Origin of the sequence: Amycolatopsis iheyensis (assembly GCF_024703995.1) — a bacterium.
Lineage (GTDB): Bacteria > Actinomycetota > Actinomycetes > Mycobacteriales > Pseudonocardiaceae > Amycolatopsis > Amycolatopsis iheyensis.
On the sequence record NZ_JAMXQV010000004.1, the window covers coordinates 242,828 to 261,082 of the forward strand.

Below are 18,255 nucleotides of genomic sequence, written 5' to 3' on the forward strand. Positions count from 1 at the left end.
TCAGCGGCGGAGGGGGACCAGGTCGTCGGCGTGGACCACCTCTCGGCGTTGTTCGGCCGGGAGTTCGGGGGTTGAGCGGCCGATCAGGTCCGGGAGCTCCGTCGCGTCGAAGGCCACCACTCCGCGGGCCACCGGGCGGTCCTTCGTGTCCACCAGGTCGACCACGTCGCCCGCCTGGAACTCGCCCTCCACGCCCGTGATGCCCGCGGCCAGCAGGGACCTGCGGCGGCGGACCACCGCGGTCACCGCTCCGTCGTCCAGGCGGAGCTTGCCGGTCGTGTCCGCCGCGTAGCCGAGCCAGAAGCGGCGGGCCGACAGGCGGGTGTCCGCCGGGGCGAACGCGGTGCCGGGGGACGCGGTGGTCAGGGCCGCGGCCGCTTCCGAAGCCGCCGCCAGGAGGACCGGGATGCCCGCGCCCGCCGCCGTGCGGGCGGCCGCCAGCTTCGACACCATGCCGCCCGTGCCGAGGCCGGAGCTGGACATGCCGACCGAGATGCCGTCCACATCGGACTCCGAGAGGACTTCGGTGAGCTTGCGGGTGGCGCCGTCGCGGGGGTCTCCGTCGTACAGGCCGTCCACATCGGACAGCAGGATCAACGCGTCCGCGCCGATCAGGTGAGCCACCAACGCCGCCAGGCGGTCGTTGTCGCCGAAGCGGATCTCTTCCGTGGCCACCGTGTCGTTCTCGTTGACCACCGGCACCGCGCCGAGCGCCAGCAGCCGCGAGAACGTCCGCTGCGCGTTGCGGTAGTGCGACCGGCGGACGACGTCGTCGGAGGTCAGCAGCACCTGGCCGACCGTCAGCGAAAACCGGCCGAACGACTCCGCGTACGCGTGCGCCAGCTGCAGCTGTCCCACGCTCGCCGCCGCCTGCTGCGTCGCGAGGTCCTTCGGGCGCTTGCCCAGCGAAAGCGGGGCGAGGCCGGCGCCGATCGCACCCGAGGACACCAGCACGATCTGCGTGTCCCGGGCGACGCGCTCGGCGATCGCGTCGACCAGGGCGTCCAGGCGCGCGACGTCGAGCCCGCTGCCCGCGGTGGTCAGGGCCGACGAGCCGACCTTGACGACCAGCCGCCGGCCGGCGGCGATGGCCTCCCGGGTGCCGCTCACGCGTCGTCGTCCAGCTCGTCCCCGTCGGGGCCGTCGCGCCGGATCCGGCGGGCTTCCTTGCGCTCGGCCGCGCCGACGCGGTCGTTGCGCTCCAGCCGGACGTCCGTGCCGCGGCCGGACAGGTGCATCGCCACCTGAGGTGTCGAGGGCTCCCACTCGAACTGGACGTCGCCGATCGTGACCGGGCTGCCCGGCACCGCGCCGAGCTTCGCCAGCTTCTCCTCGACGCCGAGCCGGTCGAGCCGGTCGGCCAGGTAGCCGACGGCTTCGTCGTTCGCGAAGTTCGTCTGGCGGATCCACCGCTCCGGGCGGGTGCCGCGCACGATGAACGCGCCCTCTTCCTCGGGGTCGACCTCGACGGTGAAGCCCGAGTCGTCGACGGCCATCGGCCGCAGCACGATCTTCTCCGGCTCCAGCACCGGCTGCGCCTCGCGGTACTCCTCGACGACCGCGGCCAGCGCGAACGTCAGCTCCCGCAGCCCCTTGCGCGACGCCGTGGAGACCTCGAAGACCCGCAGGCCGCGGGCCTCCAGCTCCGGCCGGACGAACTCGGCGAGCTCGGCGGCCTCGGGGACGTCGATCTTGTTGAGGACGACCACGCGCGGCCGCTCCTCGAGCTTCCCGCCCAGGCTCGGCGTGTACTTCGCGAGCTCTTCCTCCAGCGCGTCCACATCGGACAGCGGATCGCGCCCCGGCTCCAGCGTGGCGCAGTCGACGACGTGCACCAGCACCGCGCACCGCTCGATGTGGCGCAGGAAGTCCAGGCCCAGGCCCTTGCCCTCGGACGCGCCGGGGATCAGGCCGGGCACGTCGGCCATGGTGAACACCGTCTCGCCGCCGGTGATGACGCCGAGGTTCGGCACCAGCGTGGTGAACGGGTAGTCGGCGATCTTCGGCTTGGCCGCGGACAGCACCGAGATCAGCGACGACTTGCCGGCGGACGGGAAGCCCAGCAGGCCGACGTCGGCGACCGAGCGCAGCTCCAGCGTCAGGTCGCGGCTCTCCCCCGGCTCGCCCAGCAGCGCGAACCCGGGGGCCTTGCGGGCCTTCGACGACAGCGCGGCGTTGCCGAGGCCACCGCGGCCGCCCTGCGCGGCGACGAACGTGGTGCCCGGGCCGATCAGGTCGGCGACCAGCTCGCCGTCTTCGGTGAACACGACGGTGCCCGAGGGCACCTTCATCACGAGGGTCTCCCCCGCCGCGCCCGCGCGGTTGCCGCCCTGGCCCATCTTGCCGCTGCCCGCCTTGGCGTGCGGGCGGAAGTGGAAGTCGAGCAGGGTGTGCACGTTGGGGTCGACGACCAGCAGGACGTCGCCGCCGTTGCCGCCGTTGCCGCCGTCCGGGCCGCCGAGCGGCTTGAACTTCTCGCGGTGCACCGAGGCGCAGCCGTTCCCCCCGTCACCTGCGGTCAGGTGGATCACCGCACGGTCCACGAACCGGGACGCCATGACTTGCCTCTTTCACCTGCGGAAGATCGGACACAAAAAGAAACGAGGGGTGGCACCGGATATTCCGGCCCCACCCCTCGTCAGAGGTCTAGACAGAAGCCGAATCAGGCTTCCGACGGCACGATGTTGACCGTCTTGCGGCCACGCTTCTCGCCGAACTTGACCGCGCCGGCGGCCAGGGCGAACAGCGTGTCGTCGCCGCCACGGCCGACGTTCACGCCGGGGTGGAACTTGGTGCCGCGCTGGCGGATCAGGATCTCGCCGGCGTTGACTTCCTGGCCACCGAAGCGCTTGACGCCGAGGCGCTGCGCGTTCGAGTCACGACCGTTGCGGGAGCTGGAAGCACCCTTCTTGTGAGCCATAGCCCAATCCTCTTTCTAACTGAAGATCCGGAAGTTCTTACTTGGAGATGGCGGTGACCTCGACGCGGGTCAGCTTCTGCCGGTGACCCTGGCGCTTGTGGTAGCCCGTCTTGTTCTTGAACTTGTGGATCCGGATCTTCGGACCCTTGGTCTGCTCGACGACCTTGCCGGTGACCGAGACCTTCGCCAACGCGTCGGCGTCCGTGGTGATCTCGCCACCGTCCACGAACAGCACGGCGGGGAGAATGTGCTCGGTGCCCGGCTCGCCCTCGAGCTTCTCGACCTCGACGACGTCGCCGACGGCCACCTTGTACTGCTTGCCGCCGGTCTTGACGATCGCGTACGCCGACACGGAAGTCTCCTGCATTACTCGACAATGGGTGGGGGCTCCGCGCGATCGGCCCACCTCCGGGAAGGCGGTCCTGGACTCGCGCAGGCGACCTGCTCTGGTGGCAGGCCGTACTACAGGTTACGTGGGGTGCCCCGGTGCGCTACCACCGGGGTCCCCTAGTTGTTCAACAGCTCTGTGTTCACTGGCTCTGGTCGGACGCGTGCACCGGCGGCCCCGCCGGGCGCGACGCGGCCCGGCGCGGACGGCGCCGGGTGGAGCGCACGGCCGGTTCGGGCACGCTGACCTCGGGTTCGGCGGTCTCCGAAGACTCCGAGACCGGCTCTTCGACCGGCTCCGGCGCCGGCGACCGCTCGACCTCGGGCTCCTCGGCCTGCGGCACCGGCGTCTCGTCCGCCTCGGTGGTCACCGGGGTGCCGGCGACCTCCTGGGCGGGCTCGGCGGCCGGCTCGGCCGCCACCGGCGTCTCGTCGGCCTCCGTGGTGGCCGGCACGTCCGCGACCTCCGTGGCGGGCTCCGGGACGTGCCCGTTGCCGTTCAGCGCGCCCGGCTCGTGCTCCTTGGCGGCCTTCGAGGCGTTCGCCATCGCCGCCACCGCCGACGCGATCGACTCGCGCTGCTCCGGCGTCGGGACGGCGTGCACCTCGGCCTTGGCCGGCTCGGCCGGCTGCTCCTTGGCGGCCTCCTCGCCCTTGCCCCGGCCCCGCGACCGGCGGGAGCTCTTCTCCCCGCCGCCGTTGCCGCCGTTGCCACCACCGCCGCCGTTGCCGTTGCCGCCGTGGCTGTGCGAGCCACCGCCGCCGCCCGAGCGCTGCGGCTCGGTCGAGACGACCACGCCCCGGCCCTTGCAGTGCTCACACGGCGTCGAGAACGCCTCCAGCAGCCCGGTGCCGATCTTCTTGCGGGTCATCTGCACCAGGCCGAGCGAGGTGACCTCGGCGACCTGGTGGCGCGTGCGGTCGCGGCCGAGGCACTCGGTCAGGCGGCGCAGCACCAGCTCGCGGTTGGACTCGAGCACCATGTCGATGAAGTCGATGACGATGATGCCGCCGATGTCCCGCAGCCGGAGCTGGCGGACGATCTCCTCCGCCGACTCCAGGTTGTTGCGGGTCACCGTCTCCTCGAGGTTGCCACCCGAACCGGTGAACTTGCCGGTGTTGACGTCGATGACCGTCATCGCCTCGGTGCGGTCGATGACCAGGTAACCACCGCTGGGCAGCCAGACCTTGCGGTCGAGCGCCTTGGTGATCTGCTCGTCGATCCGGTGGTCGGCGAACGCGTCGCCCGTGCCGGTGTAGCGCTTGAGGCGCTCGGTGAGCTCCGGCGCGACGTGGCTGACGTAGCCGTTGATGGTCTCCCAGGAGCGGTTGCCCTGGATCTCCAGCTTGGCGAAGTCCTCGGTGAAGAGGTCACGCACGACCTTGACCAGCAGGTCCGGCTCTTCGTAGAGCATGGTCGGCGCGCCGCCCTTCTTGCCGGAACCGGCGGCGGCCTTCTCCTTGATGACGTCCCACTGCGCCTTCAGGCGGTCGACGTCGCGGCCCAGCTCCTCCTCGCCGATGCCCTCGGAGGCGGTGCGGATGATGACACCCGCGTCCTCCGGGACGATCCGCTTGAGGATGTCCTTCAGGCGACGGCGCTCGTTCTCCGGCAGCTTGCGGGAGATGCCGGTGGCGCCGCCCGCGGGGACGTACACCAGGAAGCGGCCGGGCAGCGAGATCTGCGTGGTCAGCCGGGCGCCCTTGTGCCCGACCGGGTCCTTGGTCACCTGGACCAGCACGGAGTCACCGGTGGAGAGCGCCTGCTCGATCTTGCGGGCCTTGCCCTCCAGGCCGGCGGCGTCCCAGTCGACCTCACCGGCGTAGAGCACCGCGTTGCGGCCGCGGCCGATGTCGATGAACGCGGCCTCCATGGAGGGCAGCACGTTCTGGACGCGGCCGAGGTAGACGTTGCCGACGATCGAGCCGGAGCCCGACTGCGTCACGAAGTGCTCGACCAGCACGCCGTCCTCGAGCACGCCGATCTGCGTCGAGTCGCCCTTCTCGGCGACGACCATCGTGCGCTCGACCGACTCGCGGCGGGCGAGGAACTCGGCCTCGGACAGGATCGGGGCGCGGCGGCGGCCGGCCTCGCGGCCGTCGCGGCGGCGCTGGCGCTTGGCCTCCAGGCGGGTCGAGCCGCGGACGCTGCGGACCTCGTCGCGCGCCGGGCGCTCGGCCTGCTCGGCCTTGGCCTGGCGGACGTGGGTGACGGTGTTGGGCGGGTCGTCGGTGCCCTCGGCGTCGTCACCGTCGGAGCCCTTGCGGCGACGACGGCGGCGACGGCGCTTGCTGCCGCCCTCGCCCTCGCCTTCGTCGCTGTCGGAGTCGGCGTCCGCTTCCGTGGTGGCTTCCTCGGCCTCTTCGGCGTCCGCTTCGGGCTTTTCGTCCCCGTTGCGGGACTTCCGGCGCGGCTGCTCCTCGGCCTGGTCGTCGTTCTCGGCGGTGTCGTCGCTGCCGTCGGCGCCCTTGCCACGGCCACGGCCCCGACGCCCGCGGCGGCGACGGCGGCGGCTGCCGGCGTCGTCACCGTCTTCGTCGGTCTCGGTGGCCGCGGTGGTGTCTTCGGTCTCTTCTTCGGCCGCCTCGGGCTCGCGACGGGGCTCGGGCCGGGCCTCCGGCTCCGCGAACGGGTCGGCGGGCTTGCGGGCCGGCTTCGCGGCGGGCTCCGGCGGCAGGAAGACCGGCGACGGCGCGGCGAACACCGGCAGGTGGGCGCGGGTCTTCTGCCGCGGGCGCGGCTTCTCGGCCTCGGCGACGGGGACCTCCGGCACCGGCGGGGCCTGCTTCGCGGTGCGGCCGGTGGCCTGGCCCTGGTCGGCGGCGCCGGTCGCGGGCTGCTGGGCGAAGGGCTGGCCGGCCTTGCCGCGGCCGGCGGGCTGGTCCTGGCGGGCGGTGTCCGGGGTGGCACCGCTCTGGCCGGGGTTGCGCTGGTCAGCGCTGGCTTGGCCAGCACTGGCGCGGTCGGCGTTGTCCTGGGTGGCGTTGTCCTGAGCGGCGCTGTCCTGGCCGACGCTGCCCTGGCCGGGGTTGCGCTGGCCAGCGCTGCCTTGAGCAGCATTGGCGCGGTCGGCACTGCTCCGGCCTGCGATGTCCTGAGCGGCACTGTCCTGGCCGGCGCTGCCCTGAGCGGCGCGGCCTTGGCCGGCAGCGCTTTGGCCGGCACTGCTCTGAGCGGCGCCACCCTGGCCGGCGGCGGGCTGTTCGACGGCCTGGGCCTCGTCCTGGGGTGCGGCCTCGGCCGCGTTGCCGGGCGCGAAGGCCTCGGCCACCTTGAGCGCCACTTCCCTGGTCACGCTCGACTGGGCGCTCCGCACGCTTTCGCCCAGCTCGGCGAGCTTGGCGAGGACGTCCCGGCTGTGCGACTCGAGCAGCTTGGCCAGCGCGTGCACCCGGATCCGGGCCGGCAGGTCGGCCAGCGGGCCGCTCGGGGGTGTGGCGGGATTCCCGCCGGTGTGCTCGGCGGGTGTTTCCGCGTTCGACATGTGTCTCCTCCGCCCCCGGGCGCGTCTGCCGGTTGCACCGGCAGGGACGCGGCCGCGCAGGGGCCCCTTTCTGTTCGTTCCGCCGTGGTGGTCACCAGCGGCGGGAATCCTTGCCCGACGACCGGGCGCCGCACCACCGCAACCCGGTGACGCGACCCGGTCAAAGGTCTGCTCGGCGTTGTGCGTCGGCACTCGCGGCCCCCGGGCCGCCCGCCACGTCGTCCAGCCGCCCGGCTCGCGGGCGGCGACGCGCGTCGTGCTCTTCGTGCACATCACCGGGCCACAACACCGCAGGCAGCACCTCTCACGTGCGCCCCGCGGCCCGGTGGCCTCCCCGAGTATCCCACACCGGGTGACCGCGCACGTGTACTCGGTACCTCCGCCCACGCCGCCGGGCGCGCCGCGGGCCCCACCGGCCGGGGGAACTTGGCCGTAGCGCTTGTCCACCGGGCACCGGGTGGCTACCGTGCGGCTCGGGGTGACCGGGATCTCGTGCGCCGGCACCCGCGGTTCCTGCATCCGGTGGGAGGTCCGGTGTCCCTGCTGGCGCGGCCCCTGCGGGCGGCCGTGTGCACCGTCCTGGTGCTTTCGGGATGCGTCACCGCCGGTCCGGCGGCGGCTGACGAGCCCGCGTGCGCGCACGGCCGGAACCTCCGTTACGTCGTCACCTTCGACCGCGGCACCAGCGAGTCCTCGGCTCGCGCGCAGGTCACCGGCGCGTGCGGCGCCACCACCGTCTACTACCCGCAGATCGCCGTCGCGGTCGCGACCTCGGGTGACTCCGGCTTCGGCGGGCGGCTCGGGCTCGACCGGGCGTTCAGCGCCCAGGCCGAGCGGCTGGCCGCGCAGCGCGCCACCGACGTCAAGCCGCAGCCCGCGCGGGCGACGCTGCCCGCGACCGACCCGGCGCGCGTCCCGGCCGCCGATCTGAGCGGGCGGCAGTGGGACATGCGGATGATCAACGCGGGCCGCGTGCCGGGCCGGTCGGATGGCAGCCGCGACGTCGTCGTCGGCGTGCTCGACTCGGGGATCGACCCGGACCACCCGGACCTGACCGGCGCGCTCGACCGCGAAGACTCGGCGGGCTGCCTCACCGGCGCGCCCGACCGCTCACCGGCGTCGTGGGCGCCCACGACGTCGGTGCACGGCACGCACGTGGCGGGGATCATCGCGGCTGCCGACGACGGCCGCGGTGTGACGGGTGTGGCGCCCGGGGTGCGTGTGGCGTCGGTGAAGGTGATCGACGACCGCGGGTACGCCGACCCGGAGGCCGCGGTCTGCGGGCTGATGTGGGCGGCTTCGCGGCACATGCGGCTGACGAACAGCAGCTTCTTCGTCAACCCGTGGACGTTGTCCTGCATCCGCGGCAACGACCGCGGCGTCGTGCACGAAGCGCTGGCGCGCGCGGTGGAGTACAGCACTTCGGCCGGGACCTTGAACGTCGCCGCGGCGACCAACGAGGCCGTCGACCTGACGCCGTCGGCGCGCTCGGGCTCCCCCGGCGCCGGCTCGGGGTGCGAGGCGCTGCCGGCCGGGCTGCGGGACGTCGTCGCGGTGTCGGCCGTCGGCTCGGACCGGGTGAAGGCCGGGTACAGCTCGTACGGGCTGGGCGTGATCGACGTCACGGCCCCGGGTGGCGAGACGGGTGAGTGCGTGCTCTCGACGGTGCCGGGCGGGTACGCGCCGCTGTGCGGGACGTCGATGGCCGCACCGCACGTGACCGGGGTGCTGGCGCTGCTGGCGTCGACGCACGAGGAGGCCGGGCCGCGGCAGCTGCGGCGGACGCTGGACAACCAGGCGATGCCGATGGCGTGCCCGGCCGACTACGACCTCACCGGCGACGGCACCCAGGACGCCTACTGCGCGGGGTACGAGGGGTTCAACGGCTTCTACGGGCACGGGATGGTGGACGCGCTGGCGGCCGTCGCGCCGCGGGGACGGCCCGATCCGGCGCGGTGAGCCGTCGCTCGCGTGTGTGGAGCCGGATCTCGCGTGATGAGCGCGTCATTCGCGTGATTGGCGGGGCATCTCGCGTGATTGGCGGGGCATCACGTGTGATTGGCGGGGCATCACGTGTGATTGGCGGGGCATCACGGGTCAGGTCAGCAAAAGTTTGGCTATGCGGCGGGTCGAGGCCCAGAGGCCGAGGGCGCCCAGGGCCAGGAGGTAGGCCAGGTTGCCGAGCATCGACGGGGACAGCAGGCCGGTGGCGAGGCCGCGCATCAGCTCGATGCCGTGGTAGAGCGGGAGGCAGCGGACCACCCACTGCAGCGGCTCCGGGTAGACCGACAGCGGGAAGAACGTCGTCGCGAAGAGGAACATCGGGGTCAGGACCAGCTGGATGTAGTCGAACTGGGCCGTCGAGCGGACGAACGTCACCATCGCCATGCCGATCGCCGAGAAGGCCAGCCCGATCAGCAGCGCCGCCGGGACCATCAGCAGCGCCCACCAGGACGCCAGCAGCCCCATCGCCGCCGCGATCGCGAGGAACGCCACCGCGTAGACGCCGCCGCGGGTCATCGCCCAGCCGATCTCGCCCAGGGCCACGTCGAGCGGGCCGATCGGGGTCGCCAGCATCGCGTCGTACAGCTTTGCGTAGCGCAGCTTGAAGAAGAGGTTGTACGTCGACTCGTAGATGGCGCCGTTCATCGCCGACGTCGCCAGCAGCGCCGGGGCCACGAACGCGACGTAGCTCATCGGGCGGCCGTCCGGGCCCGCGACCTCGGTGACCAGCTTGCCGAACCCGAGCTGGAACGCGAGCAGGTAGAGGAACGGCTCGGCCGCGCCGGACAGGAAGATCAGCCAGCTATTGCGGTACACCATCGCCGAACGCTCGACGAGCGTGCGGGCGCGGCCCGCGTACAGCCCCGGCGGCAGGATCCGCAGCAGCAGCCCGACCCGGGCCGGGGGTGCCTGGACGCTCACCATCAGACCACCAGCCTCCGGTAGAAGGCCCGGTGCGCGACCGCCCACCCGGCCGCGAACAACGCCGCGAGCACCGCGAAGTGGCCGAGCATCGCCCAGCCGCCGACCCCGCCGACGCTCACGCCGCGGGCCAGCTGCGTGCCGTGCCAGAGCGGGGAGAGCCAGGCCAGCCACCGGATCGCGGCCGGCAGCTGGGTGATCGGGAAGAACGTGCCGGAGAACAACGTCATCGGCATCACGACGAAGCGGAAGATCAGGCCGAACCGCTGGCCCTCGTCGAAGGTGTGCGCCGCGAGCGCGGCCATCGGGGCGGTGCAGGCGAGGCCGGTGACCGTGCCGGCGAGGATGACCAGCAGCACGCCGGGCCCGGTCCAGGCGCCGAAGAACACCGCGACGAACGCGTAGATCGCGCCCGCGAGGGTCAGCCGCAGCGCGGACCAGATCAGGTGGCCGCCGAACACCTGGCCCGGCGACACCGGGGTGGCCGTGACGGCCAGGTACTCCTTCTGCCACTTGAAGCCGGAGAGCACGGGGTAGCTCGACTCGCCGACCGCCTGCTGCGCGGCCCCGGCGGCGAGCATGGCGGGCGCGATGTACTGCAGGTAGGACAGCCCGCCGGTGACCGCGCCCGGCCGGACCTGCGAGCCGAAGCCGAGCCCCATGGCCGCGAGGAAGAGCACCGGCTGGAGGCCGGTGGAGTACAAAGTGGACACCCAATGGCGGCGGTACCAGGTCCAGCGGCCCTCGACCTGCAGCCAGGCACCGTGCCACTTGCCGACCACGCGGCCGGTGGAGGCGATGGTGGTCATGGCAGCCTCCGGTTGGGCTCGGCGGGGGCCGAAGGTGGTGCGGCGCGGCCGCTGGGATCGGCGGGCGCGGCGGAGCGCGGGATGGCAGGGCGGGCAGCCGGCGCGACGGGGCGCGGGACACGAGAACGGGTAGCCGCCACGACGGACCGCGAGCCACTAAGGCGGGGAGTCGGCGCAGCGGGGCGCGGGGCGCCAGAGCAGGCAGCCGCCACGACGGACCGCGAGCCGCCAAGGCAGGCAGCCAGCGCGCCGGGGCGCGGGGCGCCAGGGCGGGCAGCCGCCACGACAGACCGCGGGCCGCCAAGGCGAGCAGCCGGCGCGCCGGAGCGCGGGACACGAGAACGGGCAGCCGCCACGACAGACCGCGGGCCGCCAAGGCGAGCAGCCGGCGCAGAGGGGCGCGGGGCGCCAGAGCAGGCAGCCGCCACAACGAACCGCGAGCCCCCAGGGCGAGCAGCCGCCGCGAGGCTCCAGCAGCCCCCACGCGCGGCGGAACCGCCCTCCGCGCACCGCAGCAACAAACCCCGCGCATCAAGCCGGCCAGAGCCGCCGGCGAGTGACATGGCCATCAGTCCACCAGTGTCCGGCCGGTCAACCGCAAGAACACGTCCTCCAGCGAACTGCGGCGCACCAAGCTCGACAGCGGCCGCACGCCTCGGGCGTGCGCGTGCTCCAACGCGTCCTCGCCGTTGTCGCTGTACAGAAGTACCCGGTCCGGCAGGACCTCGACCCGCTCCGCCAGCCCCTCCACCTGCTGGGCCGCCGACACCTGCTCGCCCGCCGGGAAGCGCAGCTCCACCACTTCGCGCGTCGAGTAGCGCTTGATCAGGTCCGCCGGTGAGCCCTCCGCCGCGATGCGGCCGTGGTCCATCACCACCAGCCTGTCGCACAGCTGCTCGGCTTCGTCCATGTAGTGCGTGGTGACGATCAGCGTCGTGCCCTGGGCCTTCAGCCGGAACAGGCGATCCCACAGCAGGTGCCTCGCCTGCGGGTCCAGGCCCGTCGTCGGCTCGTCGAGCAGCAGCAGCTCCGGGTCGTTGACCAGGGAACGGGCGATCGTCAGCCGGCGTTTCATGCCGCCCGACAGCGGGTCCACCTTGTCGTCGGCGCGGTCGGTCAGCTGCGCGAACTCCAGCAGCTCGTCGGCCTTGCGCCGGGCCGCCGCGCGGGACAGCCCGAAGTAGCGGCCGTAGATCAGCAGGTTCTCCCGGACCGTCAGCTCGACGTCCAGGTTGTCCTGCTGCGGCACCACCCCCAGGCGCGCGCGGATCCGCGGGCCGGCGACCTCCGGATCCAGCCCCAGCACGCGCAGATCACCGTCGGTGCGCGGCGACACGCACGCGATCATGCGCATCGTCGACGACTTGCCCGCGCCGTTCGGGCCGAGGAAGCCGAACGCCTCCCCGCGCCGCACCTCGACATCGATCCCGCGCACGGCCTCGAACTCGCCGAAGCGCTTCACCAGTGCCTTAGCCTGCACCAGCGCCGGTTCCCGGTCCTCCGCATCGTCCACCCCCCGACCATACGAGCGGGCACCGACAAAAACCGAACGGTTTAGCCGCGCACGGTCACGACCAGCGACTGCGTCACCCCGTTGACCGTCACCGCCAGCCGCGCGACACCCGGCCGCAGCGCCGTCAGGACACCGGAGGCGGGGTCGAACGCGACGACACCCCAGGAGGCCGTCCAGTCCGCGCTCACCGGGTACGACACCGGCACGTCGCGCGTCCCCTGCCGCAGGGAAGCGCGGACGACCGCTCGTTCACCGCGGACCATCGACGACGGGCCCGTGAGGGAAAGGGCGTCCACGTTGGGCCGCGTTTCGAAGCGCACCGGCTGGGCGCGGTCGGCCGGGTCGACGCGCAGCAGCGTCCAGCCGACGAACCCGCCGTCACCCGGCGCGGCCGCCGGCGCCTTGCCCGAGTTGCCGTTGACCAGGTACGGCACGCCGTCCACCCGGGACAGCGAGAACACGCCCGCGTGCGAAGCCACCGAAGCGGCCGGCTTGCCCGACGCCTGCTCGAACCCGGTCAGCCACCGGGTCAGCAGGGTGGCTTCCTTCCGGTCGCCGAGCTGGGAGTTCCCGGTCGGGCTCGGGTCCTTCACCGGGTGGTGCATCGCGACGACGACGCCGCGGATCGACCGGTCGGTGGCGGCGGAGTCGAGTGCCGAGCGCAGCATCCGCACCTGGTCGAACCCGCCCGCGCGCAGCGATCCGCGCGAGGAGTCCATCAGCACCAGCCGGATGCCGTGCACGTCGACGACCTGGTGCGTCACCCCGAAAGCCGCCTGGAAGTTGGCGAGCCCGTTGCCGCCTTCGGCTTCGTGGTTGCCCGGCACGTAGTACCAGGGCACCTTGCCGTCCAGCTCCTCGGTGATCACCCGGCGGGCCAGCACGAAGTCGGGCGCGGTGCCGCGGTCGACGAAGTCGCCGTTGATCAGGACCAGGTCCGGTTTCGCCGCGACGGCTTCGCGCAGGGCGCGCCGGGCCTGGGCGACCAGCGGGCCGGCCGGGTCGTCCGCGGTGAACTGGGCGTCGCTGACGACCGCGACGCGCAGGCCGCCCGCCAGCGTGCCGTCGGTGACCAGCGCGGGGTCGTGCGGCGCCGGGTCCGCCGGGACGGCCGTGGTCGGCGCCACCTCGTACGTGAGGTCGTCGAACACCAGGTGACCTTCGTACTGCTGGTCCGGCACGTTCTCGACGGCGTAGAAGCGCGCCAGGCGCTGGCCGTCGGGCAGCCCGGCCGGCACCGCCGCGGTGACGTACCGCCAGCCCGTCCAGTCCACGCTCAGCGACAAGTCCACAATGGACGCGACGTTCGCGGCGTCCCGCAGCTCCGCCCGCAGCCACGCGCCCTTGCCGTCGCCGTCGACCCACAGCCCGATCTTCTGCGTGCCCGAAGGAACCGCGAGTGGCGACGCGGGCGTCACGTACGCGGCCCGCGTGGCCGTCGTGCCGGTGAGGCGGTAGTCCAGCGCGAGCCCCGCGCCGCCGTCCCGGCCGGGCGCCGCCGACAGCGCCGCCCCGACGACCGCCGGGAACACCGTCGCCGTCCAGCCCGCCGGGCCGTCCAGCGGCGCCGCCACCTGCGGCACCGTGCCGACCGAAGCGGCCAGGTGCGTGGTCAGGCCCGCGGCCGAGGCGGTGATCGCCGAAGCGCCGGACGCGGTCAGCGCGGTCACCGTGTAGCCGTCACCCGACGGTTCGATCCGCACGACCGAGTGGTCGTAGTCGAGCTTGACGTCGTCGGGCTCGAGCCAGGTGCCGTAGCCGTCGGCGTCGTAGCCGTAGACCTTGAACGTGCTCTTCGCGCCCGCGCCGGACAGTGCGACCTGCTCGGTGCTCGTGCCGAGCCGGACCGCCTTGCCCAGCACGGAAAGCGTCGTCTTGCCGGACGCGTGGCCGGCGCGGGCGACGACGTCGACGCTGCCCGCGCCGTGCCCGGTGACGACGCCGCGCGTCACGGTCGCCCGCCAGGGCGCGGAGGTGCTCCAGCGCGGGTCGGCGGCCACCGCGGCGCCGGTCTCGTCGTGGCCGTCGGCGACCAGGTGCCGGGTCAGGCCGGTCAGCACGCGGTTCGCGTCGTCGGTCGCCACAGCCGGCGCCGGCGCGAAGCCGGTGAGCTTGCCGCTGCCCGGCACGGTCGTGAAGCCGATGCCGTTGGGCACCAGGCGTTCCCCGCCGTCGGACGGCGCGTTGCGGACGCTCGGCGCGGCCTCGCCCTCGTTGCGCGCCAGGAGCGTCGAGGAGCCGCCGCCGTCGAGGTTGATGGCGTCGTCGGCGCCGAGGCTCTTCATGTGCCGGGCCAGCTCCAGCTCGGTCAGGCCGCGGCTGTCGGCCTGACGACCGTCCACTGTGGCCAGCCACAGCCGCTTGCCGTCGGCGGAGAAGCCGACCGCGGTCCGCGGCGCCAGCGCCACGTCGTCGACCGGCTGGACGACGCCGTCGCGGAGCAGGACTTCGTTGCCGCCCACCGCGACCGCGATCTTCCCGGCGTCCGAACGCGGCGCGTAGCCGACGCCGACGGCGTCGCCCGGTTTGAGCGCCGCGAGCGCGTCCGCGCCGGCTTCCCGGGCCAGCAGCAAGGTGGTGCCGGCCGCGATCGGGCCGGCCGTGGGCTGCTCGCGCACGGCAGTGACCACGCCGTCGCGCAGCTCGACCTCGCGCACGCGCGACGCCCCCGCCACCGACGTCGCGCGCCCGGAGGCGCCCCACAACGGCGTGTAGACGCCGATCGCGTCCTTGCCGAGGACCGGGCTGTTGAAGTTGGTCGCTTCCACCGTGCCGCCGGGGAGCGTCACGGTGGCTTCGAGGAAGACCGAAGCCAGCCGCGCCTTGCCTTCGTCGGTGATCGACGCGGTGTAGTTGTGGCCGGCGGCGGGCGCGGTCTGCAGCTGCCCGGCGTCGATGCCGACGCCGATCGGCGCGCCGGTGGCGTTGATGTCGAAGAAGTCGCCGTTCACCCCGGCCACCGCGCCGGTGCGCGCGACCTGCTGCGAAAGCGGCGTGCGCGCGGAAACCGTGCCCGGGCTCAGGTACGTGGGCTTCAGGACCTTGCTGCCGAGGTCGACGGCGAGGGTGTCGCCGCGGATCCAGCCGGCCGGGTCGAACCGGTCGAACTGGGTGAGGTCGAGGCCGGGCGCGACTTCGGTGGTCGCGCTGCCGGTGACGAGCCCGTCGTCGGGGTCCGCCGCGGCGAAGGCCGTCGGCGCCCGGCCGTCCGACGACGCGGCGGGCGCGGCCTCGACCGGCGGGGTGCCGAGCGGCGCTTCGAGGGGGTCGGCGTGGGCGGGTGCGACGAGAACCGAGGCCAGCAGCGGGATGAGCGCGCCGGGCAGGACAAGTCGTGACTTCTTCACCAGGTACCCCAGGAGCCAGTGAGAGTGGACCGGACCAGCACAGCGCAGTGGCACGGCCGTGGGAAGACTTCCCGGTGAACGCCGCCTGAATGGTCTACGGCGTGAGGGGCGCTTCGAGCAGTGCGGTCGCGGCGGCACCGTCGACGCGCGGGTCGGGGCCGGTGCGCTTCCACAGCCGCAGCAGGAGATCGCGGGCGGGAGCTTCGACGGACGCGCTGCCGGCGGCCGGACCCAGCACGGGCGGCTCGCCGGGGTGGACGGTCCAGACGTCGCCGGTGTCGGTGGCGCGCAGGGTGACCGGACCGGGCAGTTCGGGGACGGCGTGCCAGCGCGTCACCCGCGGGAGCAACGCGCCGAGGACCTCGTCGACGCCGTCCGCGGCGACGGCCGGGTCGAGCACGTGGGCGCTGCCGGAGTCGGCGAGGTGGACAGCCGTCTCGTGCACCTGGCGGCGGTACCAGAACGCCTTGGTCTTCTCGGTGCCGCCGAAGTGCCAGCACCGGTCTTCGGGGCCCGCCGCATCGAGGGCGTCGAGGAGCAGCTCGGCGCTCTCGGCGTACCAGGACGCGAGGTCGGCGCCGGGCCCCTGCGCTGGGGCTCCCCGGTCGTGACGACGGTCGCGGCCCAGCGGTGCACGTTCCCGAGGTGCGCGCCGAGGTCGCTCACACGCCAGCCGGCGCAGTCGGGCACCGGCGCGGCCGGGTCGGCGGCGCGCAGCCGCTCGGCGAACGCGCCGGTGAGCTCGCGCAGCACCGGCAGGTAGTCGCGGGCCGGGAACGGCATCGTCGTCACGGGTGCTCCTGAAGAGGACCGGGGCCACGCGCGGGCGTGGCCCCGGCGCCGGTCACAGGTCGGGGAACCAGAGCTTCAGCTCGCGCTCGGCCGACTCCGGGGAGTCCGAGCCGTGCACCAGGTTGTACTGCGTCTCCAGCGCGAAGTCACCGCGGATGGTGCCCGGGGTGGCCTTCTCGACCGGGTCGGTGCCGCCGGCGAGCTGGCGGAACGCGGCGATGGCGCGCGGCCCCTCGACGGCGAGCGCGACCAGCGGGCCCGACGTGATGAACTCGAGCAGGTCGCCGAAGAACGAACGCTCCTTGTGCTCGGCGTAGTGCTCCTCGGCCAGGGCCTGCGGCACGGTCCGCAGCTCGAGGGCGACGAGCTTCAGGCCCTTGCGCTCGATGCGCGAGACGACCTCGCCGACGAGGCCGCGCGCGACGCCATCGGGCTTGACGAGGACCAGCGTGCGTTCAGTCACGACGGTGTTTCTCCTTGGTGCGGTGAGGGGTCGGTGCGCGTGAGCGTAGCCGACCGTGTTCAGCGGCCCTGCGGGTGCAGCTTCTTCGACCACAGCGACGCCCCGGTCGCGTCCCGCAGGTCCACCGTCAGGTCGCCGGTGAAGCCGTCGACGTTCAGCTCCCCGAAGTGCTGGAAGCCGTCGATCGGGGCCGTGTTCGCGACCGGCGGCGCGTGCACGAACACCGCTTCCGGGCCGAACGTCGGGTCCAGCGCGTTGGGTCCGAACGCGCCCGCGTTCAGCGGCCCGGACACGAACTCCCAGAACGGGTCGAAGTCCTGGAAGGCCGCGCGGTCGGGCGAATAGTGGTGCGCCGCCGTGTAGTGGACGTCCGCGGTCAGCCAGACGACGTTGCGGACGCGGCGGCGCTGAATCTCCCGCAGCACCCAGGCCAGCTCCGTCTCCCGGCCGCCGGGTGCGCCGGGCAGGCCGTTCGCCACCGCTTCGATGTCCGTGCCGTCCGGGACGACCAGGCCCAGCGGCATGTCCGCCTGGACGATCTTCCAGGTCGCCGTGCTGCGGCCGAGAGCGTCGGCGAGCCAGCGGGCCTGCTTGTCGCCGAGGATGTAGCCCGGCTTCGTCTGGTCCGCGGTGTTGGCGTTGCGGTAGGTCCGCATGTCGAGCACGAACACCTCGACGCGGGAGCCGTAGGTGAAGCTGCGGTAGACGCGGCCGTCGACGGCGCGGCGCGAGTCGATCGGGTGCCACTCGTGGAACGCCTGGTAGGCGCGCGGCGCGAGGACGTCCAGCCGCTTCTCCGTGTACGCCGGGAGGTCGAGGATCTCGCCCGGGTACCAGTTGTTCAGGACCTCGTGGTCGTCCCACTGGGCGTAGACCGGCACCTGCGCGGCGAAGCGCTTGAAGTTCGCGTCGAGGCGGTTGTACGCGTGCTGGCCGCGGTACTCGTCGAGGGTCTCGGCGACCTTCGACTTCTCCGCCGTGACGACGTTGCGCCACGTGCGGCCGCCGGGCAGCGTCACCGTCTCCGTCAGCGGGCCGTCGGAGTACACCGTGTCGCCGCTGTGCAGGAACAGGTCCGGGCGGCGGGCGGCCATCGCCGAGAAGATCGTCATGCCGCCCAGGTCCGGGTTGATGCCCCAGTTCTGGCCGACGACGTCGCCCGACCACAGGATCCGGGTGTCGCGGCGGCCCACCGGCGCGGTGGCGAAGCGGCCGGTCAGCGGCTCGCTCGTGGCGCGCCCGTCCAGCGACTCCGCGGTGACGCGGTAGTGGTACTCGGTGCCGGGGGCAAGGCCGGCGACGCGCACCTGCCCGGTGCCGCCGGTGGCCGGGCCGGCGAGCGGGCCGGGGACCCGGCGAGCGTGCCGGAACGACGGGTCGCGCGCGACCTCGACGCACAGCCGCGACGGCCGGTCCGCGCGCGACCAGACGATCGCCGAGCCGGGCGTGACGTCCCCGGACTGGACGCCGTGGGTGAGCACCGGGCGGTCGCGACGCACCAGCGGGGTCGCGGCGAACGCCGTCGAAGGCAGCACGAGAGCGGCGGCGGCGCCGGTGAGACCGGCCTTGAACAGGGTGCGGCGGGAGTGGTGGGTCGGTTCGGTCATGCGCGGT

The 18,255-nt window shown here is 73.4% G+C and carries 13 protein-coding genes; 1 reads left to right on the top strand and 12 read right to left on the bottom strand.

Annotation, left to right across the window (positions count from 1 at the left end):
* The 5 genes from proB to M8542_RS10990 all read right to left on the bottom strand — a co-directional run bounded on the left by proB (position 1) and on the right by M8542_RS10990 (position 6,792).
* Positions 1-1,110 (bottom strand): glutamate 5-kinase, encoded by a 1,110-nt coding sequence (gene proB, locus M8542_RS10970; protein ID WP_257919963.1) that lies wholly within the window; start codon positions 1,108-1,110, stop codon positions 1-3.
* Positions 1,107-2,558, bottom strand: coding sequence for a GTPase ObgE (gene obgE, locus M8542_RS10975; protein ID WP_257919964.1), 1,452 nt, complete (start codon positions 2,556-2,558; stop codon positions 1,107-1,109). The genes proB and obgE overlap by 4 nt, the downstream gene beginning before the upstream one ends.
* Before the next feature lie 104 nt (positions 2,559-2,662).
* Complete coding sequence (gene rpmA / locus M8542_RS10980) at positions 2,663-2,920, bottom strand: 50S ribosomal protein L27 (RefSeq protein ID WP_257919965.1); 258 nt, start codon at positions 2,918-2,920, stop codon at positions 2,663-2,665.
* A gap of 37 nt (positions 2,921-2,957) precedes the next feature.
* Positions 2,958-3,272 (bottom strand): 50S ribosomal protein L21, encoded by a 315-nt coding sequence (rplU, locus tag M8542_RS10985; RefSeq protein ID WP_257920186.1) that lies wholly within the window; start codon positions 3,270-3,272, stop codon positions 2,958-2,960.
* 178 nt (positions 3,273-3,450) lie between these two features.
* Positions 3,451-6,792, bottom strand: coding sequence for a translation initiation factor IF-2 N-terminal domain-containing protein (locus M8542_RS10990; RefSeq protein WP_257919966.1), 3,342 nt, complete (start codon positions 6,790-6,792; stop codon positions 3,451-3,453).
* 534 nt (positions 6,793-7,326) lie between these two features.
* Here M8542_RS10990 and M8542_RS10995 point away from each other — a divergent pair.
* The gene (locus tag M8542_RS10995; protein WP_257919967.1) at positions 7,327-8,751 is read left to right on the top strand and encodes a S8 family peptidase; all 1,425 of its coding nucleotides are present in this window, start codon (positions 7,327-7,329) and stop codon (positions 8,749-8,751) included.
* Positions 8,752-8,889: 138 nt separating this feature from the next.
* Here the strand turns inward: M8542_RS10995 and M8542_RS11000 are convergent, their stop codons facing one another.
* From M8542_RS11000 to M8542_RS11030, 7 genes are all read right to left on the bottom strand, one after another.
* The gene (locus M8542_RS11000; RefSeq protein WP_257919968.1) at positions 8,890-9,720 is read right to left on the bottom strand and encodes an ABC transporter permease; all 831 of its coding nucleotides are present in this window, start codon (positions 9,718-9,720) and stop codon (positions 8,890-8,892) included.
* The gene (locus M8542_RS11005; RefSeq protein ID WP_257919969.1) at positions 9,720-10,526 is read right to left on the bottom strand and encodes an ABC transporter permease; all 807 of its coding nucleotides are present in this window, start codon (positions 10,524-10,526) and stop codon (positions 9,720-9,722) included. Before M8542_RS11005 ends, M8542_RS11000 begins: the two co-directional genes overlap by 1 nt.
* Positions 10,527-11,094: 568 nt before the next feature.
* Entirely contained in the window at positions 11,095-12,039 is a 945-nt protein-coding gene (locus tag M8542_RS11010) for an ABC transporter ATP-binding protein (RefSeq protein ID WP_257919970.1), read from the bottom strand.
* 41 nt (positions 12,040-12,080) lie between these two features.
* Complete coding sequence (locus M8542_RS11015) at positions 12,081-15,386, bottom strand: phosphodiester glycosidase family protein (RefSeq protein WP_257919971.1); 3,306 nt, start codon at positions 15,384-15,386, stop codon at positions 12,081-12,083.
* 94 nt (positions 15,387-15,480) lie between these two features.
* Positions 15,481-16,206: a maleylpyruvate isomerase family mycothiol-dependent enzyme gene (locus M8542_RS11020; RefSeq protein WP_257919972.1), complete on the bottom strand. Its 726-nt coding sequence runs from the start codon at positions 16,204-16,206 to the stop codon at positions 15,481-15,483.
* A gap of 24 nt (positions 16,207-16,230) precedes the next feature.
* Positions 16,231-16,641 carry a nucleoside-diphosphate kinase gene (ndk, locus tag M8542_RS11025; RefSeq protein ID WP_257919973.1) on the bottom strand — a complete coding sequence of 137 codons (411 nt, stop codon included), beginning with the start codon at positions 16,639-16,641 and terminating at the stop codon, positions 16,231-16,233.
* A 59-nt stretch (positions 16,642-16,700) separates the two neighbouring features.
* Positions 16,701-18,248, bottom strand: coding sequence for an alkaline phosphatase D family protein (locus tag M8542_RS11030; RefSeq protein WP_257919974.1), 1,548 nt, complete (start codon positions 18,246-18,248; stop codon positions 16,701-16,703).
* Positions 18,249-18,255 lie beyond the last annotated feature (7 nt).

What these genes read in the sequence shown, in the direction of transcription:
- M8542_RS10990 (WP_257919966.1), bottom strand. Translation starts at nt 6,792, where the DNA reads ATGTCGAACGCGGAAACACCCGCCGAGCACACCGGCGGGAATCCCGCC.
- rpmA (WP_257919965.1), bottom strand. Translation starts at nt 2,920, where the DNA reads ATGGCTCACAAGAAGGGTGCTTCCAGCTCCCGCAACGGTCGTGACTCG.
- obgE (WP_257919964.1), bottom strand. Translation starts at nt 2,558, where the DNA reads ATGGCGTCCCGGTTCGTGGACCGTGCGGTGATCCACCTGACCGCAGGT.
- M8542_RS11030 (WP_257919974.1), bottom strand. Translation starts at nt 18,248, where the DNA reads ATGACCGAACCGACCCACCACTCCCGCCGCACCCTGTTCAAGGCCGGT.
- M8542_RS11000 (WP_257919968.1), bottom strand. Translation starts at nt 9,720, where the DNA reads ATGGTGAGCGTCCAGGCACCCCCGGCCCGGGTCGGGCTGCTGCTGCGG.
- M8542_RS11005 (WP_257919969.1), bottom strand. Translation starts at nt 10,526, where the DNA reads ATGACCACCATCGCCTCCACCGGCCGCGTGGTCGGCAAGTGGCACGGT.